We start from the raw sequence: 25,819 nt of genomic DNA, 5'->3' as shown, positions 1-25,819 counted from the left end.
GCCGGTCGTGCCCGCATGCGCGTGTGCAATGCGTGCGTGCGCCGGCCGGCGTCTCGGATCGGAAAACTAGCGCCCCTTGAACACGGGCTGCCGTTTCTCGTTGTATGCGCTGATGCCCTCCAGACGATCCTCGGTCGGGATCAGCCGGTTGTACGCCTCGATCTCGACAAAGAGGCCGGTGCGCAGGTCCGCCTGCATGCCGAGATCGATCGCCTTCTTCGCCTGCGAGACCGACAGCGGCGCGCTCGTGCAGATGTCGCGCGCGGCCTCGATCGCGTCGGCGAGCACGCGGTTCGGCTCGCAGAGCCGGTTCACGACGCCCCACGCGAGCGCCTCTTCGGCCGTGAAGCGCGCGCCGCGAAAAATCAATTCCTTCGCGCGCCGCGCGCCGATCGTGCGCGGCAACTGCTGGGTGCCGCCGCCGCCCGGCATGATCCCACGCTTCACTTCGGTGAAGCCGAACACCGCGTGCTTCGACGCATACGCGAAGTCGCACGCGAGCAGCAGTTCGAGGCCGCCCGCGACCGCCGAGCCGTTCGCCGCGCCGATCAGCGGCAGCGGACAGTTCGTGAGCGCGCGGTTCATCCGCTCGAACAGGTAGTGCTGCGTGCCGAACTGCTCGTCGGTCATCCCGTCGCGCTGCTTCAGGTCCGCGCCGCCGCAGAACGCGCGCTCGCCCGCGCCGGTCAGGATCGCGCAGCGGTACAGCGACGGGTCCGCTTCGAGCGCGCCGAACACGCGGATCAGTTCGTGGCCCATCGGCGTGCTGATCGCGTTCGACACTTGCGGACGGTTCAGCTGGATCACGAGGATCTGGCCGTCTATCTCTTCGAGTTGCAGGGTTTCGATCGGCGCGGGGCCGAGGTGCGAGGCAATTTTCAAGGTGTCTCCAGAGGCGCGTTCGCCAGCAGATGATTGTGTTCTCCGAGCTTCGGCGTGCGCCCGATCTTCGACGGCCGCGCGCCGCCGAACGACACCGGCAGGCCGACCACCGTCGCCGCGCCGTCGTCGGTCGCGCGCAGGATGTCGAGCGCCTTCGTCTGCTCGTGTTCGACGACCTGGTCGATCGTCTGGATCGGCCCGCACGGAATGCCGGCCGCGTCGAGCGCCGCGAGCCACGACGCGCAGTTGCCGCGCCGGAACGCGTCGTGCAGCCGGTCGATCAGTTCGTCGCGATGGCCGACGCGCGCGCCGTTCGTCGCGAAGCGCGGATCGTCCGCGAGCGCCGGCACGTCGAGCACGTCGCACAGCCGGCGGAACAGCCGGTCGTTGCCGGCCGCGACCATGATCGTGCCGTCCGCGCATTCGAACGCCTGATGCGGGACGATCGCGGCGGTGCCCGAGCCCCAGCGTCCCGGCAGCACGCCGGAGGCCAGGTAGTCCGCGATCTGCATGCCGCCCCAACTGAGCGCGGTCTCGTACAGCGACACCGACACGACCTCGCCGTCGCCGCTCGCCTGGCGGCGGAACAGCGCGGCCAGCACGCCGATCGCGGCCCACAGCCCGGTGCCCATGTCGTTCACCGACACCGGAATCCGCGCAAGCGGCTCGCCCGGCCCGCCCATGAAGCTCATCAGCCCCGCGAGCGCCTGCACGAGCGGGTCGTAACCGGGCTTGTCGCGCCATGGCCCGTTGTCACCGAACGCGCCGAGGTTGCAGTACACGAGCGACGGCTTCAGCGCGCGCAGCTGCTCCGCGCCGAGACCGTATTTGTCGGTGCCGCCCGCCTTCAGGTTCTGCAGCACGACGTCCGCGCGGCGCACGATGAAGTCGCGCAACGCGTCGGCGTCGCCGGGATTCGACAGCGACAGCGCGACACTCGACTTGCCGTGATTCACCGCATGGAACAGCGCGGCCGCGCCGTCGACGAACGGCGGCCCCCAGTCGCGCGCATAGTCGCCGCCGTCCACGCTCTCGATCTTGATCACGTCCGCGCCGAGCGCGCCGAGAATCATGCCCGCATACGGCGCGGCGAGGCTGTGGCCGATCTCGACCACGCACACGCCGTCGAGCGGCAGCGGCTTCGCGTCGGACTTCGCGGTGGATGAGGTCGTCATGCGTTCGTCTCCGCTCATTCGGCGGTCACCGCGAACGACGCTGCATCCGCGCCCGCTTCGGCCGTCTCGCCGGCGCGCGCATCCACGCGATACAGCCGCCGCGCCGCTTCCTCGCTGACATAACCGTCCGCGATATCGGCCAGCACGCGCTCGCGCTCGCGTTCGAGCGGATCGCCATAACCGCCGCTGCCCGCCGGCTGCACGACCACGCGGTCGCCGCGATGGACGACGGTCTGCCCGCCCTTCGCCGGCACCCGATGCTCGCTGCCGTCCGCGTGCTTCACGGTGCTGAAGAACGGCGTGCCGGCCATCCCGCCGAAGTGGCCTTCGGGGGCGGTGCGGCCGCGCTCGCCGGACACCGTGAAGGTCGCCTCGTCGTAGTCGACGCGATACACGCGCCGCGACGTGAGGCCGCCGCGCCGGCGGCCCGCGCCGCCGCTGTCGGTGACGAGCGACCATTCCTCGACCATCAGCGGCGATGTGCGCTCGATCATCTCGACCGACTGGCTGCCCGCGTTGCCGACGTACACGCGGATGCCGCTCACGCCGTCCTTGTCGGCCCGCGCGCCCATGCCGCCCGCGTGTACGTCGTGCATCGTGACGAACGGCTGGCCGGTCTGCCGCACGCGCGTTTCGTCGGTATCGCGGCCGCTGAAGATGCCCGCGCACGACGCGCAGTTGCTCTGCCCGACGATCCGCTCCGGCACGGCGCGCGAAAGCGCCTTCAGCAGCAGGTCGATCACGCGCGGCGACGTCTCGGTGTTGCCCGACACGACCGACGCCGGATATTCGCAGTTCAGCACGCTGCCCTGCGGCGCGATGATCTTCACGGGCCGGTAGCAGCCCTGGTTGATCGGAATGCTGAGATCGGTCAGCGCCTTCACGGTGAACCACGTGCTGTTGCAGGTGACCGACAGCGGGCAGTTGATGCCGCCGCGCACCTGCGCGCCGGTGCCGGTGTAGTCGAACGTGATCTCGTCGCCCGCGACCGTCACCTTCACTTTCAGCAGCGGACGCTCCTGTTTCCAGCCCTGCGCCTCGATCGGATCGAGATATTCCTCGGCCTCGTACACGCCATCGGGAATCCTTGCGATCTCCGCGCGGATCAGCTTCTCCGAATGATCGAGGCTCTGGCTCATCACGTCGCGCAGCGCATCCGCGCCGTACTTGCCGACGAGGTCCGCGATGCGGCGGTCGCCCACATAGGTGCCCGCGTACTGCGCCTGGATGTCGAGCCGCAGTTCGTGCGCGTTGCGGCTGTTGCGCGTGAGGATCTCCAGCATGTCGCGCACCGGCTCGTCGTTGCGGTACAGCAGCACCGGCGGAATGCGGATGCCTTCCGCGAACACGTCCCACGTCGTGACGGTGTAGCTGCCCGGCGTCTGGCCGCCGATGTCGGTCCAGTGGCCGCGCGTCATCACGAACGCGACGATCCGGTCATCGACGAACACCGGCCGCGTGAACTGCACGTCCGGCTGATGGTTGCCGCCGCCGACGTACGCGTCGTTGCTGACGATCACGTCGCCGGGGCGCAGATTCTCGCGGCCGATCGTCTCGACCGACACGCGCGTCGAGATCACCGCCGAGCCGAGCATCGTCGGAATGTCGTTGCCCTGCGCGACGAGTTGCATGTCGGCGTCGAAGATCGCGGCCGACGAGTCGCCGCTCGCGTGCATCAGCGGACTGCCCGCGGTGCGCATCATGGCGATCTTCATCTCGCGCGCGACGGCGAAGAGACTGCTGCGAATGATTTCGTAAGTGACGATATCCATGGGTCAGGCTGCCAGTTCGATCACAAGGTTGAGGTCCGGGTCCACGCGCGCGGTATGCGACGCCTTCAGCACCGCGCAACTGCTGTGCTCCTCGATCACCGCCGGCCCCTCGATGCGCGCGCCGACCGGAATCTCGTGGCGCGCGAACACCGGCAGCGTGCGCACGCCGCCGTCGAAATACACGTCGCGGGTGCGGACCGCCTTCGGGTCGCCGAGGCCGTCCGGCGGCGCGACGCCGCCGCGCCAGCCGGTCGCTGTAATCAGTTGCAGCCGCACGTTCGCGACGACGATCGGCTTGTCCTTGCTGACGAAATTCCACAGCCGCTGGTGCGCGGCCTCGAATTCGCGCGCCAGCGCATCGCACAGCCCGGCGTTGCCGTCCTGCACCGCGACCGTGATGACGTCCGGCTGCCCCGCATAACGGCAGTCCGCGAGCCGCACGACGCGCACGCTGTCCGGATCGACGCCGTGCCGGCGCAGTTCGTCGCTGCCCTGCGCGAGCAGCGCGTCGAGGTCGCCGGCGAGGCGCGCGTCGTCCAGTTGCGCGAGGTCCGTTTCGACCGGGCTTTGATAGTCGTACTGCTGATCCGCGACGGTCATCCCGAACGCGCTGAAGAGGCCCGGCAGCGGCGGAATCACGACGCGGCGGATGCCCATCTGTTCCGCGAGATCGACCGCGTGCACCGGCCCCGCGCCGCCGTAGCAGATGTACGAGAACTCGCGCGGATCGTAGCCGCGCTCGACGGTCATGATGCGGATCGCCTGCGCCATTAGCGCGTTAGCGACCGAGCGCACGACCTGGGCGGCCTCCGGCACGCTCATGCCGAGCGGCTTCGCGAGCACGTCGTCCACCACCCGCCATGCTGCTTTCGCGTCGAGCCTGAATTCGCCGCCGAGGAAGTTGTCCGGGTCGATGTAGCCGAGCACGAGGTTGCAGTCGGTGACGGTCGGACGCGTGCCGCCGCGTCCGTAACACGCGGGGCCGGGATCGGCGCCCGCGCTTTCCGGCCCGATGCGCACGCCGCCGCCCGCGTCGATCCACACGATCGAGCCGCCGCCCGCGCCGACCGAATCGATGTCGATGCTCGGCGAGCGCACCGCGTACGTGTGCAGCAGGCTCTTGTTGCGGATCTCCGGACGGAAGTCGCGGATCAGCGACACGTCGAACGTGGTGCCGCCCATGTCGCCGAGAATCGCGTTGCGCAGGTCGCCCTTCTCGCAGTTGCGGATCGCCGCGCTGACGCCGCCGGCCGGGCCGGATTCGAGCAGCACGATCGGCCGGTCCGCGACCATCGCGGGGCTCGCGAGACCGCCGTTCGACTGCATGAACAGGAACTTGCCCGCGAAGCCGAGCTGCGCGAGCGCGTCGATCAGGCGGCCGATGTAGCGGCCGCATACCGGGCCGAGCATCGCGTTGATGACGGTCGAACTGGCGCGCTCGTACTCCATCGCTTCGGGGTTCACTTCGTGCGATGCGCAGATGAAGCGGTCCGGCAGCAGACGGCGCAGCGTTTCGACGGCCGCGCGCTCGTGCTCCGGATTCACGTGCGCATGCAGCAGGCACACGGCGACCGCCTCGACGTCCGACGCGCGGATGCGTTCGGCGATCTCGACCAGTTCGTCGTGATCGAGCGGCGTTTCGATCCGGCCGTCGTAGCGCAGGCGCTCGGTCACTTCGAGCCGCCAGCGGCGCTCCACGAGCGGACGCGGATTGTCGAACAGCAGGTCGTACAGATCCGCGCGATCGTGCCGCGACACGCGGCGCAGTTCGAGGATGTCGCGGAAGCCGCGCGTCGTCACCAGCGCGGTTTTCGCGCCGGTGCCTTCGACGACCATGTTCGTCGCCATCGTCGTGCCGTGGCCGAGGAAGGACACGTCCGCGCTGGCCGTGCCCGACAGTTCGAGGATGCGGCGGAAACCTTCGATCGTGCCGATCACCCGGTCCTTCGGCGTCGTCGGCACCTTCGTTGACCAGATGCGGCCCGTGTCGTCGTCCACCATCACTACGTCGGTGAACGTGCCGCCGACGTCGATACCTATTCTTTTCACGTTGCCTCTCTCCATGCCATTCACTGGCGTCGATACGGAAATCGCCGGCCCTGCGCCGCATGAGTCGCGCCGCTTCGCATCGCGATATCGTTTCATCGCGCTGCGTTGCAGCATCTTCGTGCGCGGTCCGAAGCGTCGCCTTCGATGCGTCGTGCGCGAGACGGTTCGGCTATGATCGACGCCGGACCGCCGCGGCGCACACACGCGCGGGCGGCGCGGCGCAAACCGGCAAGGCCAGTGTAGAAGGCACGGCAGCCGCGCTGATAATGAAACCTTCCGATCACGTGAGACAGTGGAGTTATATCGGTGATAACCAGTATCGATGCGATCCTGAGGAGACTGCGCGGCAGCCACATCGCGCTGTTGATCGCGCTGGACGACCACGGCTCGCTGCGCAAGGCCGCACAGCAGGTATCCCTTTCGCAGCCCGCGACGACAAAGTCGCTGCGCGAAATCGAGGCGATGTTCGGCGCGGATCTGTTTGCGCGCTCGCCGCGCGGGATCGTCGCGAACGAACTCGGCCGCTGCGTGATCCGTCATGCGCGCGCGCTGCGCTCCGAGGTCAGCGCGCTGCGCGACGAACTCGCGGCGATCATGCGCGGCGGCGGCGGCACGCTCGCGGTCGGCGCGGTGATGGGTTCGGTGCCGGTGTGGCTCACGCCGACGCTGAAAACGCTGCGCGAAGTGCAGCCGGACATCTCGGTCGAGGTGTGGGAGGACAACAGCGCGCGGCTGCTGTCGATGCTCGACCAGCGGCTGCTCGACATCGTGATCGGGCGGCCGAGCATCAGCGTGCACCCGGAGGCTTACGACTTCATTCCGCTCGAAGTCGAGGAGATGTGCTACATCGTGGACGGCGCAGACCCGCTCGCGCATCGGCCGAACCTGACGCTCGCGGACATCGCCGGCCATCCGTGGATCGTGCCGCAGGCGACGCTGCCGCTGCGCTCGCTGCTGGAGCAGTTGTTCGACGACGAGGGGTTGCCGTTTCCGCGTTATTCGATCGAGACGTCGTCCACGTTCGCAACGCTGTCGCTGCTGCGCTCCGGCAACGGAACGGTCGGCCTCTTTCCGCTGAAGGTCGCGCAGTATTTCGCGGAATGCGGGTTGATAGGGATCCTGTCGATTCCGATCGAGCGGCGCGGGCCGGCGTACGGACTCGCGACGAGGCGCGGCGCGACACTCACGCAGCCGGTGCAGCGCTTCATCGATCTGTGCGTCGAGCGCAGCGCCGCGCGCTGACGTTCGTCACGTCGCGGCGGTGCAGCGAGGGCCAGCCGCGGACGGCGACGCACGCCGAGCGGCTATACTTGCGCGCTTCTTCAATCCTGCAAGGGAACGCATCATGTCGAACATTCCGCCCTGCCCTCAATGCGCGCTGGAAAACACGTATCCAGACGGCGATCACTACGTCTGCGCCGATTGCGGCCACGAGTGGTCGACCGTCGCGACGGCGGCCGACGAGGACGACGCAACGGCCGTCGTGAAGGACGCGAACGGCAACGCGCTCGCGGACGGCGACACCGTCGTGCTGGTGAAGGACCTGAAGGTGAAGGGCTCGTCGATCACGCTGAAGGTCGGCACGAAGATCAAGGGCATCCGCATCGTCGGCGGCGACCACGAAGTGGACTGCAAGACCGACGCGGGCAGCTTCATGCTGAAGGCCGCGTATCTGAAGAAGGTGTGAACGCGCTGCACGCCTGCGCGTCGATGTGGCTATAGTCACGCTTCATACCGACCGCGATGAAGGAGACGCCATGACCGCGCAGCCGACGACACCCGACACCCGACCGTCCCCCGCCACGTTCGTGCTGATACATGGCGCGTGGCACGGCGGATGGTGCTGGCGTTTCGTATCGGAACGGCTCGTCGCGCGCGGGCATCGCGTGTTCGCGCCGACGCTGACCGGCCAGGGCGAACGGCGGCATCTGCTGAACGCGGTCACGTCGCTGGACGTGCCGGTCGCGGACATCGAAAACCTGATCGAAGCGGAAGAACTGGACGACGTGGTGCTGGTCGGCCATAGCTACGGCGGACTGATCGCGTCGGGCGTTGCCGACCGGAAACCCGACGCGCTGCGCGCGCTGGTGTTCCTCGACAGCCTGCTGGTCGAGAACGGCGAGGCGGCCATGGACGTGCTGCCGCGCGCGGTCGCGGAAGAACGGCTCGCGGCCGTCGCCGCGAGCGGGCAGACGCTCGCGATGCCGGTGCCGGACGGACTCGGCGGCACCGGCATTCCGGACGACCATCCGCTTGCGCCGTGGGTGCGGCGGCGGCTGACGCCGCATCCGCTCGCGACCTACCGGACGCCGCTGGCACTGCGTTTTCCGATCGGCAACGGACTGCCTTGCACGTACGTGCACTGCGCGAACCCGTCTTACGACACGCTTGCGCCGGTGCGGGAACGCGTGCGGCAGAAACCCGGCTGGCACTGGGAGACGCTCGATACCGGACACGACGCGATGGTGCTCGATCCGGACCTGCTGGTCGCGCTGCTCGAACGACTCGCGGCTTGCGCGCCCTCCCGCAAACGCGGTGACGCGTAACGGAAACTTCGGAACGCTTTGCGCATGATCGGCACGGTTCAGATAACCGCGCTGCGGGTCAGCGCAGCGCGGCGCGTCGTTCAAACGTTCAGCCCTTCAGGCGGTCCAGCACCGGCAGCAGTTCTTCCGGGTCCGGCCGGCGCGTGTAGTCCGGGTTGACCTCCGCATACGCGATCGTGCCGTCCTGAGCGATCACGAAACGAGCCGGCATCGGCAGCGTCCAGCTCGCGTCGCCGTTGACGATCGCGAGGTCGTTCCCGAAGGTGTTTTTGTACAGATCCGCCAGGTAATCCGGCAGTTCGAAGCGCAGCCCGAACGCAGCCGCGACGTCATTGTGCGAATCGGACAGGATCGTAAACCCGAGCGCATTTTCGCGCTGCGAGCGGCGGCTGTTCGGCGCGGTCTGCGGCGACACCGCGACGAGTTGCGCGCCGCGCGCCTCGATCTGGGGTCTCGCCGCTTCGAGCGCCTGCAAGTCCATGTTGCAGTACGGGCACCAGACGCCGCGATAGAACGTGACGACCAGCGGCCCCTGCGCGAGCAGGGTTGCCGACGACACCGGACGGCCGTCCGGATCGTCGAGCACGAACGCGGGCGCTTGCGCGCCGACCTTCGGCGCGTGCTGGGCCGCGCCTGACGCGATCAGTTCGGCGGTCGCGCGGTGCATCGGCTCGTGGATATGCGGCGGCGCATGGTACGGCGGCCCGCCGGCTTCGAAATTTGCACGAAACGCATCGAGTTTGTCTTGCAGCGACATGGCTGTTTCCTCCGGATCGAATCCGCGTTGATGACAGTCCACGCAGATTAATTAATTCCCATGAGGTGCAGAAGTCGCGCGCAGGCGATAACATCCATTCCACGGAGGAATGATGATGGACCGATTCGCGGCAATGGAAGTGCTGGTCAAGGTGATCGACACCGGCTCGTTCTCGGCGGCCGCGCGGCAACTGGGCGTCGGCCAGCCGGCGATATCGAAGACGATCGCGCAACTGGAAACGCGCATCGGCGTGAAGCTGCTGCTGCGGTCGACGCGCGGCCTGTCGCCAACCGAGGCCGGCCGGCGTTATTACGAGCACGCGCAGCGCGCGCTCGACGCGGCGCACGAAGCCGACCTCGCGGCCACCGGCGCCGCGGCGGGGCTGACCGGGCGGCTGCGCTTCGCGGCGCCGGTCACGTTCGCGCGGCTGCATCTGATGCCGCGGCTGCCGGCGTTCATCGCGCAACATCCGGCGCTCGCGATCGACGCGATTCTCGACGACCGCCGCGTCGACCTGATCGAGGAAAGCATCGACGTGGCGTTGCGGATCGGAACGCTTGCGGATTCGACGGCGACCGCGCAACGGGTCGGCGCCGCGCGGCGCATCGTGGTCGGCACGCCCGCGTTTTTCGCGCGGCACGGCGAGCCTCGGAGGCCAGCCGATCTTGCCCGTTACCCGGCCGCGACCTATCTGCAAACCGGTGGCGGCTCGGTCTGGACATTTCGCAACGGAAACACCGACGAAACAGAAACCGCAACGCTCGACGACGCGCTGCGCACCACGGCGGCCGAAGGGATGCGCGAAGCGGTGTTCGCGGACATCGCGTTATGCGTGACCACCGAATGGATGTTCCGCGACGAACTGGCGAGCGGCCGGGTCGTCGAGGTGCTGGCGGACTGGCATCTGCCGACGCTGGACCTGTGGGCGGTATTTCCGGGTGGACGGCGGATCGGCGCGAAGGCGCGCGCGTTCGCGAACTTCGTCGCCGATGCGTCGCTCGGCACCATGGCGGCCGGATGAGCGCGCCGGCAGTGACGACAACGGCGGCAACGGGCGACGGTTAACCGCCACGATCGCAGCGCCGCTCGTGTGCCTGAGCGAAACACGCCCTAACGCCGGGCGTTATCCGGGCAAACCACGCCGTCCGCTCACCGCCAGGAGCGCGCGGCCACCGGACTCAATCCAGATCGCGCGTTTCCAGTTCGACCGACTGCCCGCCATTCTTTTCGAGCGCGTCGCGCGCGGCGGCCTCGATCTTCGGGCGATTCGCTTCGAACGACTGGATCAGGTCGCGCGCCGACGTGCCGGTGTTGCCGAAACTATCGTTCAGCGCGTCGAGCGACACGCTGCACCACACCGGCCGGCCTTCGACATGCGCTTCGAACGCAACGCGCGCGGCAGCGACGACGTGACGCCGGTTCGTGAATTCGATCGCCATTGTTCCCTCCGTGACTGAAGTCGTAGACGGCAGTCCGCGTGAGCGATGCATTGCGGCACTGTCCGTTCGCTTCGTCGCAGCAAGGCCCGGACCCGGCGTCGTGCCGCTGTCGGGCCGTTCCGCGTTGCCGGATGGAAACGTGCTGCCGCGAAGTTTCCTATGAGCGCGCGGGCCGGCGAGCCGCGCGGCGAATCGGCCCGAACTCCGCGCTCCGCAGCGAGCGCATCAGCAGCACCATCGCCGCATCGGTTTCGCTTGCGTCCAGTTCGACGTACAGGCACGCGACGTCGCGTTTCCTGTCGAGGTCCACGACGACGCAGAGATGGGAAGCCGCATCGGGCAATTGTTGAAGCGCGCGCCGCGCGGCGGCGGCGTCGCCGGTGCCGACCCGGACGGTCATCGTGACGATCCGCGCCGGGCGGGGCTGCGCGGCACGGCCGGCCACGCGCACGGGGGCGGGTTTCGGCTGAGCGGCGTGAAGCAGGGAAAGCGTAGGCATCGTGAGCCGGCGCGCCACGGGCATCGTCCGCGTGCGTCGTTTGTTGTTGAACCCGAACGGATTCTACGGACCGGCGCGCAAAAACGGCATCAAAAATCGCCCCCGCCATGATGACAATGCGTGCCGATACGAAAACATCGCATCCTGGATTGCCGATAAGAAAGAACCAGCGAAATAACCAGCGGCAGACCCGCCCCGGAACGACGCTACAATGCGGGCTCTCGTCAGACCCGCCGGATGCGGCGCTCAACCCCGTCATGCAAAATCGTTCCCGGGCTTTCCTGCTCGGCCCGTTGTTGAAAGGCGTTTCCCGCTCGTTCTATCTCACGCTGAGCGTGCTGCCGGCCGGCATGCGCGATCCGGTCGGCGTCGCGTATCTGCTCGCGCGCGCGGCCGACACGATCGCCGACACGTCGCTGATCCCGCCGGAACAGCGGCTCGAACTGCTGCTGTCGCTGCGCGCGAGCGTGAACGGCACGACGACCGACGACGCATCGATCCGCCGGATCGCGGTCGAAGTCGCGAACCAGCAGACGCAGTCGGACGAGAAGGTGTTGCTCGAATCGCTGGACGACGCGCTCGCCGTGCTCGCGCAACTGGACGACGCGGATCGGGCGGCGGTACGCGGCATCGTCACCACGCTGACCGAAGGGATGGAATTCGACCTGCGCACGTTCCCGGACGAACGCTCGGGCCGCGTGGCCGCGCTGCGCACGCTGGACGATCTGGACCGCTACACGTATCTGGTCGCGGGCTGCGTCGGCGAGTTCTGGACGAAGATGACGTACGCGCACGTGCCCGGCGCGCTGAACGGCGACCCGGCGACGCTGATGGAAAACGGCGTGCGCTTCGGCAAGGCGTTGCAGATGGTCAACGTGCTGCGCGACTGCGGAAAGGATTTGCGGATCGGCCGCTGTTATCTGCCCGAGACGATGCTGAACGAAACCGGCCTGCGCGCGGAAGACCTGCTCGCGCCCGATGCGTCGCGGCGCGCGCGCCCATTGATGTTCGCGCTCGTGCGGCACACGCTCGACCACTTCCGCGCCGCGATCGACTACACGTTCGCGATTCCCGGCTGGTCGCTGCGCCTGCGGCTCGCGTGCCTGTGGCCGATCCTGATCGGCCTCGAAACGCTGCTGCTGCTCGCGGATAACGACGACTGGCTCGACCCGCAAAAACCGTCGAAGCTGAAACGCGGCGACGTGTACCGCATTCTCGCGCGCTCGACGTTGAGCGCGCCGTCGAACCGTCTGCTGCGCGTCTGGTTCGACGGCCTGATCGCTCGCATCGAAGTCCGGCTCGCGCGATAAGTCGCAGCCGGCACGCGCGGGACGCAGCGAACGTCCCGCGCATCGTGCGGCTAGTCCTTCGCGCGATACAGCTTGATCACCGCGGAAAAATCGAGCTTGCCGTCGCCGCGGCTGCTCATCGCCTGGTACAACTGCTGCGCGAGCGCGCCCATGAACGCGGGCTGCCGCACGCTCTTCGCGGCATCGGTCGCGAGGCCGAGGTCCTTCAGCATCAGGTCGGTGCCGAAGCCGCCCGTATAACCGCGCGACGCAGGCGCGGTTTCGATCACGCCCGGAAACGGGTTGTACGTATCCGAACTCCAACTGCGTCCGGTCGACGTGTTCATGATGCCGCCGAGCACCTTCGGGTCGATGCCGAGCGCCGCGCCGAGCGCCATCGCTTCCGCGACGCCCGCCATCGTGACGCCGAGCACGAGGTTGTTGCAGATCTTCGCGACCTGCCCCGTGCCGGTGTCGCCGCAATGAACGATGTTCTTGCCCATCGCGGCCAGCACCGGCCTCACCTGCTCGTACTGCGCGGCGCTGCCGCCGACCATGAAGGTCAGCGTGCCGGCCGCCGCGCCGCCCGTGCCGCCGGACACCGGCGCATCGACGAACGCATTGCCGCGCGCGGCGGCGAGCGCCGCAAACTCCTTCACGCTCGCCGGGTCGATCGTGCTCGAATCGACGATCGTCACGCCGCTCGCGATGCCCGCGAGCACGCCGTCCTCCGACGTCAGCACGGTGCGCACGTGCGCGGCCGCGGGCAGCATCGTCATCACGCATTCGGCGTCGCTCGCGGCGGCCTTCGGCGACGCGGCCGCGCGCGCGCCGGCCGCGACGAGCGTCTGCACGGCCGCCGCGTTCAGGTCGAATACCGCTACCGCATGCCCCGCTTTCAGCAGGTTCAGCGCCATCGGCGCACCCATGTTGCCGAGTCCGACGAATCCGATTTTCATGTTGTCTCCTCCGTTATCAAGCGACGACGAACCGCTCAGCGCAGGCTGATCGTCGTGTTCACGCCGTCGTTGACGGTCGCGTCGTCGAACCAGCGCGCGGTCACCGTTTTGGTCTGCGTGTAGAACTGCACGACCTGCTTGCCGTACGGGCCGAGGTCGCCGAGCTTCGAGCCGCGCGAGCCGGTGAAGCTGAAATAAGGCACCGGCACCGGAATCGGAATATTGATGCCGACCTGGCCGACGTCGATTTCGCTCTGGAATTTACGCGCCGCCGCGCCGCTCTGCGTGAACAGGCCGACGCCGTTGCCGAACGGATTCGCGTTGACGATCGCGATCGCTTCGTCGAGCGTCGCCGCGGTCAGCACGACGAGCACCGGCCCGAAGATCTCGTTGCGATAGATGTCCATGCTGGTCGTCACGTCGGTGAACACCGTCGGGCCGATGAAGTTGCCCTGCTCGTAGCCCTTCACGCTCACGTCGCGGCCGTCGAGCGCGAGCGTCGCGCCCTGCTTCACGCCCGAGTCGATCAGCCCGAGAATACGCTGCTTCGCCGCGCGCGACACGACCGGCCCGATGTCGGTGCCCGGCTCGTGCCCGGCGTTGACCTTCAGCGCCCTCGCCTTCTCGACCAGCTCCGGCAGCCACTGCTGCGCGGCGCCCACCAGCACGACCACCGACGTCGCCATGCAGCGTTGCCCGGCCGCGCCGAAACCCGCGCCGACGAGCGCGTTGACCGTCTGCTCGCGGTTCGCGTCCGGCAGCACGACCGCGTGGTTCTTCGCGCCCATCATCGACTGCACGCGCTTGCCGTGCTCGCTGCCGAGCCGGTACACGTGCGTGCCGACCGCCGTCGAGCCGACGAACGAAATCGCCTTCACATGCTCGTGCGTGCACAGCGCGTCCACGACTTCCTTGCCGCCGTGCACGACGTTCAGCACGCCCGCCGGAATGCCGGCCTGAAGCGCGAGTTCGACCAGCTGCATCGTCGACAGCGGGTCCTGCTCGGACGGCTTCAATACGAAAGTATTGCCGCAGACGATCGCCATCGGAAACATCCACAGCGGGATCATCGCCGGGAAGTTGAACGGCGTGATGCCCGCGCAGACGCCGATCGGCTGCTGCAGCGTGTACGTATCGACGCCGCCCGCGACGTTCTCCGCGAAGCCGCCCTGTTGCAGCGTACCGATCGAGCACGCGTGCTCGACCACTTCGAGGCCGCGGAAGATGTCGCCTTCCGCATCGGGCAGCGTCTTGCCCTGCTCGGCGGTCAGCGTCTTCGCGATGCGCGGCATGTGCTCGCGGATCAGCGCCTGGTACTTCAGCATGATCCTCAGCCGCGCGCCGATCGGCGTGTTGCGCCAGCTCGCGAATGCGGCATGCGCGCTTTGAATCGCCGCGTCCACTTCTTCTGCGGTCGCGAACGGCACGCGCGCGAGCACTTCCTGCGTGGCCGGATTGACGATGTCGCGCCACTCCCCGGTCTTCGACTCGACGAACTCGCCGCCGATCAGCAGCTTGACGGTCGGGGCGTGGGCATTCGATGCCTGGGTCACTGCGTTCATGTTGGACTCTCTTTCACGGATTGAATGGAACCGGCCGGCGGCCGGATTCGATAACGAAACGGATGGCGCTCGACGGTCTGCGTCAGTCGGTGCGCGAGCGCATCAGCAGCGTGCAGACGAAGCCGATCACGCCGAGCGCGATCATGTACGCGACGACGTAGTGCGGACGCCCGCCGCCGGCCGCGAGCAGCGCGGTCGCGATCATCGGCGCGACGCCGCCGCCGAGCACGCCGGCGATCTGCACGGACATCGAGATGCCGCTGTAGCGGATTTCCGCCGGAAACTGCGCGGCGAACAGTTGGGACTCCGGCGCGTACAGGATCGGAAACACGACGCCGACGCCGAGCACCATTGCCCACCAGACGGTAACCGGATGCAGCGTTTCGAGCATGGTGAAGAACGGCGACACGAACGCGCACATCAAAACGAGCCCGATCAGAAACAGACGCCGCTGGCCGATCCGGTCGCTCAGCCAGCCGCAGAACGGCATCGTCGCGAGCGACAGCACCGCGCCCGCGGTGATCGCGTGCAGGATCACGGCCTTCGGAATCTTCAACTGGTTCGCCGCATACGCGAGCGCGAACGCGACGACGAGGTAGAACCACGTGTTCTCCGCGGTGCGCGCGCCGATTATCAGCAGCAGTTCGCGCGGCTGGCGGCGCATCACTTCGAGCACCGGCGCCTTCACCGGCTCGCCGCGCTCCTTCACGCGCTCGAAGTCCGGCGACTCCGGCACGCGCACGCGGATCACCCAGCCGATCAGCACCAGCACGATGCTCGCGAGGAACGGCACGCGCCAGCCCCACGACAGCAGGTCCGCCTCGGGGAGCGCCGTGACGGCCGCCATCGCGATCGACGACAGGATCAGCCCGAAGCCGACGCCCGTCTGCGGCAGGCTGCCGAAGAAGCCCTTCGTACCCGGCGGCGCGTGCTCGACGGCCATCAGCACCGCGCCGCCCCATTCGCCGCCGACCGCCATCCCCTGCATGAAGCGCATCGCGACGAGCAGCGCGGCCGCCCAGTAGCCGATGCTCTGGTACGACGGAATCAGCCCGATCGCGACGCTCGGAATGCCCATCAGCAGCAGCGTCGCGAGCAGCATCGACTTGCGGCCGATCCGGTCGCCGAAGTGGCCGAACACGATGCCGCCCATCGGCCGGCCGACGAAGCCGACGCCATACGTCGCGAACGCGGCGAGCGTGCCGAGGATCGGGTCGAGCGTCGGGAAAAAGACCTTGTTGAAAATAAGCGCGGCGGCCGTGCCGTAAAGGAAAAAGTCGTACCACTCGATCGTCGTGCCGGCCATGCTGGCCCAGCCGGCGATCAGGTAGTCCCGCGCGCGCCGCGGGCGTGGGACGGCAACCGCCGCCCCGTCGGGGGTGGACTGCATCTGCATGTTGTCTCCATCCTTGTTGTGTGCGACCGCGTTGGCGACGGTCTGCAACCGAGTATAGTTACTCGAATATCCACGGCCTAGACACGAAAAAGCCCATCTGATATGCAAAAAAACACAATCAGGAGACAGGAAGCGCTGAACTGGGACGACCTGCGCTACTTCCTCGAAGTCGCGCGCACGCAGCGCGCGAGCGGCGCCGCGCGGCGGCTCGGCGTCGATCACACGACGGTCGCGCGCCGCGTGCGCGAACTGGAAACCTCGCTCGGCACGGTGCTGTTCGACAAGTCGCGCTCGGGCGGTTTCGTGCTGACCGCCGAGGGACAGCGGCTGCTCGCCTACGCGGACTCGGTGGAAACGACGGTGCAATCCGCGAGCGAGCAGTTCGCGGCGGGCGCGCAGTCGCTGTCAGGCCACGTGCGGGTCGGCTCGACCGAGGGTTTTGGCTGCTTTTTTCTCGCGCCGCAACTCGCGCGGTTCACCGGCCGGCATCCGGACATGTCGATCGACCTGCTGCCGGTTCCGCATTTCGTGAGCCTGTCGAAGCGCGAAGCGGACCTCGCGATCATGCTGGAGCGGCCCGAGCGCGGACAGTACGTGTACACGAAACTGTGCGATTACCGGCTCAGGCTGTACGGCACGCCGGACTATCTGGCGCAGCATCCGCCGATCCGCACGAGCGCGGACCTGCGCCATCACGCATTCCTCAGCTACGTCGCCGACCTCGCGTTCAGCCATGAACTGCTCTATCTGGAACGCACCGCGCCGAACGTGACCGCGAGCCTGTGCAGCACCAGCGTGATCGCGCAGTATCACGCGGCGTTGCAAGGCAGCGCCCTCGCGATCCTGCCGTGCTTCATGGCCGAGCCCGATCCCCGGCTCGTGCGGATCCTGCCGGACGAAGTGGTCGTCACGCGGCGTTTCTGGCTGTGCAGCCGCGAGGACTTGCGCAAGCTGCGGCGCATCACGTCGCTGTGGGACTATCTGCGCGCGGCCGCCGACGCGAATCACGCGCTGCTGATGGGCGAATCTCCGCAGATGCAGTACGTCGATGCATAGCATCGCGAGTCGCAGCCGAACTGCACCAGAGTTGCGGATATGAAAAAGCCGCCCGTCGATAACAGGCGGCTTTCGTCACGAGCCGGTCGCGCAGGCCGCGCCGACACCCGCGCAGGCCTGAGCGACCGGCCGTTGCCGATACGAACGCTCAGCTTCCGACCGGGCGGATCGTCAACGCGTTGCGCACCGACGTCACGCCGGCGACGCCCTTCGCCGCCTGGGTCGCGCGATCGAGCTGCGGCGCTTCCGGCACCGAGCCTTGCAACGTCACGGCGCCATCGCGCGCGCGAACGGTGATGTTCGAGACGCTGACCCGTCCGTCGCGGGCCAGCGCAGTGCGCACCTGGCGCTCAAGCCTGCGATTGGCCGCGCGCTTCGCGCGGTATTCCGAACGAGATTGCCGGAGTTGCTGCCTCGCCGCGTCGGTCGGCGAGGCAGCCGCGGCCGGAGCCGCCGTCGACTGGTCGGTCGTCTGTGCGTTGGCTTGAAGCGAAGCCGCGACGAGGATTGCGCCGCCCGCCAGCTTGAGTACCTGGATTGCCTTCATGCAGTTTCTCCTGTTGTCACCGATCTAGATCGTCCTGAAGCGGACCCTTTCCCTGCACCAGCCAACTACATAAGAAATCCCATCTGCGAGGCAACTTCGACGTATGCACCCGTACGCGGCAACGACCGGCGTGCCGGCGATTCGACACACAGCGGTCCGAAACGTAGGGCCGGGGTAAACATACTCCAATTGAAACGACGGCGACCCGGACGCGGCACCGTAGAAGCGTTGCGTGTCCAATCGGAAACGGCACGCAGCCGGCATCGAGCGACGAACGGGTGGCGTATGGCGTATTGCATAACCAGGCTTATCCGAAGACATCCGGATCGATTGCGTTCGTCATTGTGCCTGTATTGCGCGCGCCGAACGCTCAGACTGTACGCACGCGCGTGCCGCGTCAGTTCCTCTACCGTGCGGATGAACAGATCGACCAGCCGTTTCAACGGCACAGCAAACGCCGCGGCAGACGCAACCGGCAACACCAGGAAACACCGGGAAACACCCAGCAACACGCAAAAGTTTGAATTCAACCGGCATCGGGCGCACGACGTCCGCCAATCATGCGTGCATTGCGGACAGGCGAAGGGAAGCGGCTCAGGCGGCCCGATACGCATACGGCCCGCACCCGGTTCATCCCGCGCTCACGCAGCCAGTTGCGCCTTCACCCACCGATAGAACTGGAGAATGGCCGCCTCGCGCGGATGGCCTTCGCGCCATGTGAAGTAGTAGTCGAGCATCGCGGGAATCCGTACCTGTCCCAGTTGCACAAGTTCACCGCGCTCGATGAAATCACGGGCGAGCTGCAACCGCGCGGTCGCCACGCCCTGGCCGGCGACGGTCGCCTGCAACAGCAGCCCCGCGTCGTCGAAGATCGGCCCGCGCTCCGGCTCGTCGCCGGCCAGCCCCGCCGCGTCGAAGAAGTCCCGCCACGAGCGGCGCGCGAAGCGCAGCAGCGGCATGGCCGGCAGATCGTCGAGCGTCGCGCCGGGATGGCGGGCAAGCAGCGCCGGGCTGCACACGGCGACCACCCAGTCGTCGAGCAGCTTGCGGATCTGAAAGCCCCGCTCCTCGATTCGCCGGTACCAGATGCCGATGTCGTACGGATACGGATCGGGCGGCAGCGGATCGGCGTGCATCCGCAGCGACAGGTCCACGTTCGGGTGGCGATCGTAGAAGTCGCCGAGCCGCGGAATCAGCCACGCGGACGCGAAGTCGGACATCACGCTCAGTTCGAGCCGCACGGCGCCGTTTTCGCCGGGCCGCGTCGCATCGAGCGCGCTGCGCAGATCGTCGAGGCTGCGGCGCACGCGGTCCGCCAGTTGCGCGCCGGCGGCGGTCGGCATCATCCGGCTGCCCGCGCGCCGGAACAGCTCGACGCCCAGTTCGGATTCGAGCGCGCGCAGATGATGGCTGATCGCGCTGTGCGTCAAATGCAATTCTTCGGCGGCGCGGGAAAAACTGCGATGGCGCGCAGCGGCTTCCAGCGCGCGCAGCGCCTGCAATGGAGGAAGCGAACGGGACATGACGTCAAATTCTACTCACAATCGGCTGCGAAATCTCTCGCTGGCATCCGCCGCGCCGATCGCCAATAATCGTGAACCCGTCACCCGGCCCGCTTCCGGCCCAACCGCCTCATGACATCGACCAGATTGCGCGTGTTCGCCGTATTCGCGCTCGGCTACTTCGTTTCCTATCTTTTCCGCGGCGTGAATCTCGGCTTCGCGCCGTTCCTCACGCGCGAACTCGGCTTCACCTCAACCGATCTCGGCACGCTGACGAGCCTTTATTTTCTCGGCTTCGCCGGCGCACAGATCCCCGGCGGCGTGCTGCTCGACCACTTCGGCCCGCGCCGCGCGACAGCGGGCGTGATGCTCGTCGCGGCGGCCGGCGCGCTGCTGTTCGGCTTCGCGCACAGCCTCGGCGCGATGATGGCGGGCCGGCTGCTGATCGGCATCGGCGTGTCGGTGTGCCTCGCCGGCGCGTTCAAGGCGAACGCGCAATACTTCCCCGTCGCGCAGCTCACGCTCGTGAACGGACTCGTAATGGCGATCGGCGGCCTCGGTGGCGTCGCGGTCGGCGCGCCGTTGTCCTGGCTGCTGTCGGTCGCGAGCTGGCGCGCGATAAGCGTCGGCATCGCGGTGCTGACCACCGCCGTCGCCGCGCTGATCTGGATCGGCGGGCCGCGCGCACGCGATACGCACCATCAGGCGAGCGTGCTCGACCAGTTTCGCGGCACCGCGCACATCCTGAGGAGCCGCGCGTTCTGGAAGACCGCGACGTTCTCGTCGCTCACGCAGGCCGTGTTCTACGCGATGCAGTCGCTGTGGGTCGGCGCGTTCATGCGCGACGTGGTGCTCGCGGGCCGTCCCGATGCGATCTCGCGTGCGGCGTCGCTCGTGTCGGTGCTTGGCGGCGCGTTCATCGTCGGCAACATCGGCTTCGGCATGCTGGCGCGCGTGTTCGAGCGACGCGGCGTCAGCGTGCACCTGTTCTCGGGGTTCACGATGATGCTGTTCGTCGTCGTGCAGACGCTGCTCGCGATGCGCGCGCCGCTGCCCGCCCCGCTGCTGTGGGCCGCATACGGCGGACTCGGCGGCACCGGCATCCTCACGTATGCGGTGCTCGCCGGCTACTTTCCGCCGCGCATGATCGGCCGCGTGAATACGACGTTCACGCTCGTGATCTTCGTCGGCATCTTCGCGGTGCAGGTCGCGGTCGGCGCGGCGCTCGCGCACTGGCCCGCAGTCGACGGCCACTATCCGGCCGCCGCGCATCAGGTCGTGTGGCTGGCGCTGATTGCGCTGCAACTGGCCGGCGCCGTGTGGTACTTCATGCCGTCGCGGCGCGCGAATACGGCAGCGGAGCCGGCCGTCGAGCATTGAGGGACCTGGAATTGCGAAATCCTTCTGCAATCCGAATATCGGTCTGAAATGGAAGGTGCGCCGGTATTTCCGGCCCCGGCGCAGGCGTTTCTGGCTACTCCACCACTCTCGGACGGCATCTGTCATCGATGCCGCCCATGACGACTATACAGATCGCCGCCACGCATTCAAGCGATCGAACGTCGCGTCCCGCCTGCTTCGTTGCATTGCCCCCTGGATTGGAAAAACAAAAAGGCCGACCCGAAGGCCGGCCAAACTCCGGAATCAATCCGGCTATCCGTTCGCACTGGGACACGTCGTCCGATATTGCCGGAACGACAGCGGAGCTTCCACAACATGGGTGTCCTCCTCGATGGCGAGCACCCGCCTTGTTTATAGCATCGCATTCGATATCGGCAACGAGAGCGATGGTCGCATGCGACCTGAATCGCCGGTTTAGCCGGCGAATTTTATTCTGGCGGCGCAGCCGAATTCGAACCGGGGCGATTCATGGAGATCGAGATTCCCGGCAGTCAGGAACGCCGCGCGTATGCGCTTGCGAACATGGGCAACTGGGGCGGCGCACTCTAATTCCTGATCGGGCTGCGACCGAATGGTCGCTTCTCGACATTTTTGCGTAACGATGCGCGTATCGGAAACATATTGACGGCTCATGGCTCGCGCGGCGCGGTCTGTATCCACCAACACAGCCCTGGTCCGCGCTGGTTTATCGCCTGCGGAACCGGACTCGCCCGGTTCTTTCGACGCTGCGCCGGATGGCCGAATCCGGCGAAAGTCTCGACGTACGGCTATTCTTCGGCGTCGAATGCAAGCACCAGTTGTTTATCCTCGACAAACCGAAACGGCTGAACGCGCAGTTGCCGCGACTGCAAGTGGAAATCTGCGTTGCGAACCCCGACGGGGACTGGTCCGGCTTCCGACGTACGTCAATCGATGCGCTACGCGCCGCACCTGCGCACTCCAATGCTCGGCCGGACATCTCTGTTTTCGGACCGCCCCGTTTCGTTCAGGCGACCGTCGCAGTCGCCGCCGAAGCCGGGGTGCCCACCGATCATGTCGAGAGCGAACGCTTCGTGGCCGGGCAAAACGAAACGGTCGCCTGCTGACTTCAAGCAGGCTGACACGCGTTTCGCATGCCGGCTTGCATCATCAGCTCAGTTCTCCCCGATGCGCGGCACGGATCTGAAGCCCGAGTAAATCGCAGATAAACGCCACGATGCTGGCCGGATCGTCTAGCGGCAGGCATCGTAGAGTGGTGTCGACCGGCACGTTAGACGCGATCGCGATGATCCGGCTGTCGCCCGGATACAGCACCTCAAGGCCGGAGTTCGAGCGCACGACTTCGAGTCGCGGCATGTCCGCCCGCGAGTACCCTTCGACAAGTGTCAGGTCGGCCGGCGCAAGACGTCCGAGCAATTCCGCCAGCGTCGGTTCCGGTTCGCCATGAAGTTCGCGCACGATCGCGTAGCCGGTCGGCGATGCGATCAACACCTCGGCCGCGCCAGCTGTACGAAACCGTGCACTGTCCTTGCGCGGCGGTTCGAATTCGAGCACGTGATGGCTGTGCTTGACGACGTTGACCTTGAGACCGAGCGCACGAAACCGCGGTAACAGCGCCTCGATCAATGTCGTCTTGCCCTGCCCGGAACGTCCGACGATGCCGAACAAAACGCTCATGATTTTCCCTTTCCGTTGTTGAGGCTGGCCGGCGAGTTCATTTGCGTTCCGATCGGAAACGATTGAACGCAAAAGCATGTCTGTCACCCGGCAGAAAAAACGATTATCCCCGATGCGCGGCCAGCAGCCGCCTATGAGAATCGGTGCACCGGGAACTTCGATCATCGCGCTACCCGCGACCGCCAGGGAACCTCGATAACGCCACAGCCCGCTGCTAACAGATGCCGCACGTTAGTTTCCGATGCGACAACGGCGCATCGTCCGCAATGTTTTCCCGTTTTCCGATATTGCGGACAAAACCCACCGGGTCGAAAAGATACGCGTCAATACCGCACCTCATTTGCGAAGCCCCCTTGCCCGCAATCAAAAACAACCTGCGCGATATCTATAGCTCAATTCGTTTCTTGTCCATGCCGATCCCCTCGACAAGAATGTTCGAGCCTCATCGAACACCGCATTCCCCGCGCGGCATTCATTTCTTCGCCGTTTCGCATCGTCAACATCAGATCGAATCCATGCGTCCTTTTCGCGTCCTGAAGTCTTTGTTCGTCTCCGCCGCATTGGCGTTTGCGGCAACCCATGCGCTTGCCGACAAGCCCGAGGTGATCCGCATCGGCGTCGCGCAGCAAGGCACGGGCGATCCACCGACGTTCGGCGGATCGCCGGCCGCCACTGTGCAGATCCAGCAGACGCTCGAAAAAGAGTTCGCCGCCGACGGCATCAAGGTGGAATGGCTGTTCTTCAAGGGCGCCGGTCCGGCGGTCAACGAAGCGATCGCGGACAAGTCGCTCGACTTCGCGTTCCAGGGCGATCTCCCGGCAGTTCTCGCGCGTGCAAACGGCCTGAAAACGCACATCCTTCTCGAATCCGGCGTGCGCGCAGGCGTGAAGATCGCGGTGCCGCCGGATTCCGACGTGCATTCGATCAAGGACCTGAAAGGACGTCGCGTCTCGATCTTCCGCGGCACGAACCTGCAACTCGTCGCGGACAACGCGCTCGCCGCGAACAGCCTCGACGAACGCGATCTCCGCGTGATCAATCTCGACGTCGCGAGTTCGCTGGCGGCGCTCGCATCGAAGGGCATCGACGCGTCGATCAACGACTATCACCTGTACCGGCTGCGCGACCAGGGGCTGGCGCGGATCGTCTACGAATCGCAGAACGACGGGCCGCAATTCACGCGTCAATCGCATCTGCTCGTGCTCGACGATTTCGAAAAAGCGCACCCGGACATCGTGCAGCGCGTCGTCAACGTGTTCGTGAAGGGTTCGCAATGGTCGTCCGACGAAGCGAACCGCGACGCGCTGTTCAAGCTGTGGGCGAAAAGCGGCGTCGGTTATGCGTCGTGGCAGGCCGAATTCGCGAACCAGACCTTGAAGGATCGCAACTCGCCGCTGATCGATCCGTTCATCGTTGCCCGCTACAAGGCCGTCGCACAGGACGCGCTGAAACTGAAGCTGATCCGCCAGCCGGTCGACGTCGATTCGTGGTTCGATCCGCGCTACCTGAACAATGCGCTGCGCGATCAGAAGCTGGAACGCTACTGGATGCGCTACGACGCGGCAGGCAAGCCGCTCAGCTAAACGGAGCTTCTCATGGCCGACACCGTGATCACGATTCCGGCCGATGCGATCGATGGCGAACTGAAGCTTGCCGCCGACGCGCATCCCCGTTCGTATCGGAAACTTCGCGCACTCGGGTGGCATCTCGCGCCGTGGCTGCTGCCGGCCGTGCTGTATGCGCTGTGGAGCATCGGCTGCGAACGGGGCTGGATCGCGCCGCAGATCCTTCCGCCGCCGCAGCGCGTCTACGACACGTTCGTCGAACTCGCGACGAGCGGAGACCTCGCACGCAACACGCTGATCAGCCTGCAACGCGTGCTGCTCGGTTTCGCCGGCGGCTCGCTGCTCGGCTTCGCGATCGGCGCGGCACTCGGCCTGTCACGCACGCTCGAAGCCTACGTGCTGCCGAGCTTCAACGCGATCGTGCAGATTCCGGTGCTGGGCTGGCTGCCGTTCCTGCTGCTGCTCGTCGGCGTCGGCGAGCCGCTCAAATATTTGCTGATCGGACACGCGGCGCTCGTGCCGGTCACGCTCAGCACGCTGCAAGGTTTCCGGCAGACGCCGGCCACGCTGGACGAAGTTGCGCGCGTGTTCGGCTACAACCGCTGGCAGCGGATCGTGCGGGTCGTGCTGCCGTCCGCGGTGCCGACGCTCGCCACCGGCGTGCGGCTGGCATTCACGAAGGCGTGGCTCGCGCTCGTGGTCGTCGAACTGGTCGCGTCGTCCGAAGGGCTCGGTTATCTGATCGTCTACGGCCGCCAGTTGTTTCAGCTCGACCTTGTGATGGCGTCGGTCGTCGTCGTCGGGGCGATCGGGTTCGCGATCAACCGGCTGCTCGACGCGCTCGAAAAACGCCTGCGTCGCGGCATGCCGTCCGCGTTTCGCGAGTGACATCAAGCCACGGAGTAGCCAGCATGAGCGCCACGAAAGACCTCGGCACGCCAACGCCGCCCGCGTGCGAATGCGAAACGCCGAAGCGGAAAGTTTCCTTTCGGCATATCGACCTGCGCGGCGCGGCGCTGCCGGCCGTCGCCATCGCGATCTGGGCCGCGATCAGCGCCGCCCACGTCGTGAAGAGCGGCCTGCTCGTCAGCCCGGCGGACGTGCTGCATACCGCATGGGACCAGATAAAAAGCGGCGCGCTATTACGCGCGCTGTCCGCATCGCTCGCACGCGAAGCGAGCGGCTTTGCGATCGGCACCGCCGCCGGACTGCTGCTCGGCTGCGTACTCGGTTTTTCGCGGCTCGCCGCGCGCATCGTCGGTCCGAGCTTCGACACGTTCAAGCAAATTTCGCTATTCGCGTGGATTCCGCTGATCTCGGTCTGGTTCGGCCTGGGCGACGTCGCGAAAGTCGTGTTCCTGTCGCTCGCCGCGTTGCTGCCGGTCGCCGCGCACACGTGCGACGGCATCCACGCGGTGCCGCGCAAATACATCGAGGTCGCCCGCGCGCTGCGCTATTCGCGGCTGCAACTGATCCGTTACGTGATCCTGCCCGCCGCGCTGCCGTCGATCTTCACCGGCCTCTATCTCGCGCTGATCTATTCCTGGCTCGCGACGCTCGGCGCGGAATATCTGCTGGTCGCCGGCAGCGGCATCGGCAACACGCTGATCGACGGCAGCGAGCAGTTCCGGATGGACCTCGTGCTGTTCGGGATCATCGTCGTCGGCGCGACCGGCTGGGCGCTGAATGCGCTCGCACGCGCCGTCGAACGCGCGATCTTCTCGCGTCGCCCCGCGATCACCGTTTGAATCCACTTCGAACCCGCTT

24 protein-coding genes are annotated in these 25,819 nt (G+C 66.7%); 11 read left to right on the top strand and 13 right to left on the bottom strand.

Features of this window, described 5'->3' with window-relative positions; translation table 11 throughout:
• Positions 1-66: 66 nt before the first annotated feature.
• The 4 genes from BLV92_RS26020 to BLV92_RS26005 are packed head-to-tail and all read right to left on the bottom strand — an operon-like array spanning position 67 to position 5,878.
• Positions 67-882: an enoyl-CoA hydratase-related protein gene (locus tag BLV92_RS26020; RefSeq protein WP_090550710.1), complete on the bottom strand. Its 816-nt coding sequence runs from the start codon at positions 880-882 to the stop codon at positions 67-69.
• Positions 879-2,057: a CaiB/BaiF CoA transferase family protein gene (locus BLV92_RS26015; RefSeq protein ID WP_090550708.1), complete on the bottom strand. Its 1,179-nt coding sequence runs from the start codon at positions 2,055-2,057 to the stop codon at positions 879-881. Before BLV92_RS26015 ends, BLV92_RS26020 begins: the two co-directional genes overlap by 4 nt.
• A 14-nt stretch (positions 2,058-2,071) precedes the next feature.
• A complete protein-coding gene (locus BLV92_RS26010; protein ID WP_090550706.1) occupies positions 2,072-3,829 on the bottom strand; it encodes a hydantoinase B/oxoprolinase family protein in 1,758 nt (585 codons plus the stop codon).
• 3 nt (positions 3,830-3,832) lie between these two features.
• Positions 3,833-5,878, bottom strand: a complete 2,046-nt coding sequence (locus BLV92_RS26005) for a hydantoinase/oxoprolinase family protein (RefSeq protein WP_090551473.1) — start codon at positions 5,876-5,878, stop codon at positions 3,833-3,835.
• 306 nt (positions 5,879-6,184) lie between these two features.
• On the opposite strand from BLV92_RS26005, the gene BLV92_RS26000 reads away from it, so the two are divergent.
• The 3 genes from BLV92_RS26000 (at position 6,185) to BLV92_RS25990 (ending at position 8,424) form a co-directional block, all read left to right on the top strand.
• Positions 6,185-7,120 (top strand): LysR family transcriptional regulator, encoded by a 936-nt coding sequence (locus tag BLV92_RS26000; protein WP_090550703.1) that lies wholly within the window; start codon positions 6,185-6,187, stop codon positions 7,118-7,120.
• 103 nt (positions 7,121-7,223) lie between these two features.
• Entirely contained in the window at positions 7,224-7,565 is a 342-nt protein-coding gene (locus BLV92_RS25995; protein ID WP_090550700.1) for a zinc ribbon domain-containing protein YjdM, read from the top strand.
• Positions 7,566-7,635: 70 nt separating this feature from the next.
• Positions 7,636-8,424 (top strand): alpha/beta fold hydrolase, encoded by a 789-nt coding sequence (locus BLV92_RS25990; protein WP_090550699.1) that lies wholly within the window; start codon positions 7,636-7,638, stop codon positions 8,422-8,424.
• An 88-nt stretch (positions 8,425-8,512) separates the two neighbouring features.
• Here the strand turns inward: BLV92_RS25990 and BLV92_RS25985 are convergent, their stop codons facing one another.
• Positions 8,513-9,181 (bottom strand): peroxiredoxin-like family protein, encoded by a 669-nt coding sequence (locus BLV92_RS25985; protein ID WP_090550695.1) that lies wholly within the window; start codon positions 9,179-9,181, stop codon positions 8,513-8,515.
• A 112-nt stretch (positions 9,182-9,293) separates the two neighbouring features.
• On the opposite strand from BLV92_RS25985, the gene BLV92_RS25980 reads away from it, so the two are divergent.
• Positions 9,294-10,202, top strand: coding sequence for a LysR family transcriptional regulator (locus BLV92_RS25980; protein WP_309147441.1), 909 nt, complete (start codon positions 9,294-9,296; stop codon positions 10,200-10,202).
• 157 nt (positions 10,203-10,359) lie between these two features.
• Here BLV92_RS25980 and BLV92_RS25975 read toward each other — a convergent pair whose 3' ends face one another.
• Positions 10,360-10,620: a DUF1488 family protein gene (locus BLV92_RS25975; protein ID WP_090550689.1), complete on the bottom strand. Its 261-nt coding sequence runs from the start codon at positions 10,618-10,620 to the stop codon at positions 10,360-10,362.
• A gap of 157 nt (positions 10,621-10,777) precedes the next feature.
• On the bottom strand, positions 10,778-11,020 hold the full coding sequence (locus tag BLV92_RS25970) for a hypothetical protein (protein WP_143040732.1): 243 nt from the start codon (positions 11,018-11,020) through the stop codon (positions 10,778-10,780).
• Positions 11,021-11,376: 356 nt separating this feature from the next.
• Here BLV92_RS25970 and BLV92_RS25965 point away from each other — a divergent pair, with 356 nt between their 5' ends.
• Entirely contained in the window at positions 11,377-12,429 is a 1,053-nt protein-coding gene (locus BLV92_RS25965; RefSeq protein WP_090550685.1) for a phytoene/squalene synthase family protein, read from the top strand.
• A gap of 50 nt (positions 12,430-12,479) precedes the next feature.
• Here BLV92_RS25965 and mmsB read toward each other — a convergent pair whose 3' ends face one another.
• From mmsB to BLV92_RS25950, 3 genes are all read right to left on the bottom strand, one after another.
• Complete coding sequence (gene mmsB / locus BLV92_RS25960) at positions 12,480-13,367, bottom strand: 3-hydroxyisobutyrate dehydrogenase (RefSeq protein WP_090550683.1); 888 nt, start codon at positions 13,365-13,367, stop codon at positions 12,480-12,482.
• Between the two features lie 35 nt (positions 13,368-13,402).
• Positions 13,403-14,929, bottom strand: coding sequence for a CoA-acylating methylmalonate-semialdehyde dehydrogenase (locus BLV92_RS25955; protein WP_090550680.1), 1,527 nt, complete (start codon positions 14,927-14,929; stop codon positions 13,403-13,405).
• 82 nt (positions 14,930-15,011) lie between these two features.
• Positions 15,012-16,325 carry an MFS transporter gene (locus BLV92_RS25950; RefSeq protein WP_090551470.1) on the bottom strand — a complete coding sequence of 438 codons (1,314 nt, stop codon included), beginning with the start codon at positions 16,323-16,325 and terminating at the stop codon, positions 15,012-15,014.
• A gap of 102 nt (positions 16,326-16,427) precedes the next feature.
• Between BLV92_RS25950 and BLV92_RS25945 the strand changes: the two genes are divergently transcribed.
• Entirely contained in the window at positions 16,428-17,381 is a 954-nt protein-coding gene (locus BLV92_RS25945; RefSeq protein WP_090550679.1) for a LysR family transcriptional regulator, read from the top strand.
• 148 nt (positions 17,382-17,529) lie between these two features.
• Here BLV92_RS25945 and BLV92_RS25940 read toward each other — a convergent pair whose 3' ends face one another.
• Entirely contained in the window at positions 17,530-17,928 is a 399-nt protein-coding gene (locus BLV92_RS25940; protein WP_090550677.1) for a BON domain-containing protein, read from the bottom strand.
• A gap of 641 nt (positions 17,929-18,569) precedes the next feature.
• Entirely contained in the window at positions 18,570-19,451 is an 882-nt protein-coding gene (locus BLV92_RS25935; RefSeq protein ID WP_090550675.1) for a LysR substrate-binding domain-containing protein, read from the bottom strand.
• A gap of 111 nt (positions 19,452-19,562) precedes the next feature.
• Here BLV92_RS25935 and BLV92_RS25930 point away from each other — a divergent pair, with 111 nt between their 5' ends.
• Positions 19,563-20,810, top strand: a complete 1,248-nt coding sequence (locus BLV92_RS25930; protein ID WP_090550674.1) for an MFS transporter — start codon at positions 19,563-19,565, stop codon at positions 20,808-20,810.
• 641 nt (positions 20,811-21,451) lie between these two features.
• Entirely contained in the window at positions 21,452-21,916 is a 465-nt protein-coding gene (locus tag BLV92_RS25925) for a ferredoxin reductase domain-containing protein (protein ID WP_309251022.1), read from the top strand.
• Between the two features lie 43 nt (positions 21,917-21,959).
• Here BLV92_RS25925 and mobB read toward each other — a convergent pair whose 3' ends face one another.
• Complete coding sequence (gene mobB / locus BLV92_RS25920) at positions 21,960-22,652, bottom strand: molybdopterin-guanine dinucleotide biosynthesis protein B (RefSeq protein ID WP_373681840.1); 693 nt, start codon at positions 22,650-22,652, stop codon at positions 21,960-21,962.
• Between the two features lie 350 nt (positions 22,653-23,002).
• Between mobB and BLV92_RS25915 the strand changes: the two genes are divergently transcribed.
• Genes BLV92_RS25915 through BLV92_RS25905 form a run of 3 tightly spaced genes read left to right on the top strand, consistent with a single transcriptional unit; the run spans position 23,003 to position 25,800 of the window.
• Positions 23,003-24,070 carry an ABC transporter substrate-binding protein gene (locus BLV92_RS25915; RefSeq protein ID WP_090550669.1) on the top strand — a complete coding sequence of 356 codons (1,068 nt, stop codon included), beginning with the start codon at positions 23,003-23,005 and terminating at the stop codon, positions 24,068-24,070.
• A 12-nt stretch (positions 24,071-24,082) separates the two neighbouring features.
• Positions 24,083-24,940: an ABC transporter permease gene (locus BLV92_RS25910; protein WP_090550667.1), complete on the top strand. Its 858-nt coding sequence runs from the start codon at positions 24,083-24,085 to the stop codon at positions 24,938-24,940.
• A 23-nt stretch (positions 24,941-24,963) separates the two neighbouring features.
• Positions 24,964-25,800, top strand: coding sequence for an ABC transporter permease (locus tag BLV92_RS25905; RefSeq protein ID WP_090550665.1), 837 nt, complete (start codon positions 24,964-24,966; stop codon positions 25,798-25,800).
• Positions 25,801-25,819: the final 19 nt, after the last annotated feature.

This window comes from Paraburkholderia caballeronis, assembly GCF_900104845.1.
Classification (GTDB): Bacteria; Pseudomonadota; Gammaproteobacteria; order Burkholderiales; family Burkholderiaceae; genus Paraburkholderia; species Paraburkholderia caballeronis.
The sequence above is the reverse complement of the archived record's forward strand: the minus strand, read 5'-3'. Positions and strand labels throughout refer to the sequence as shown.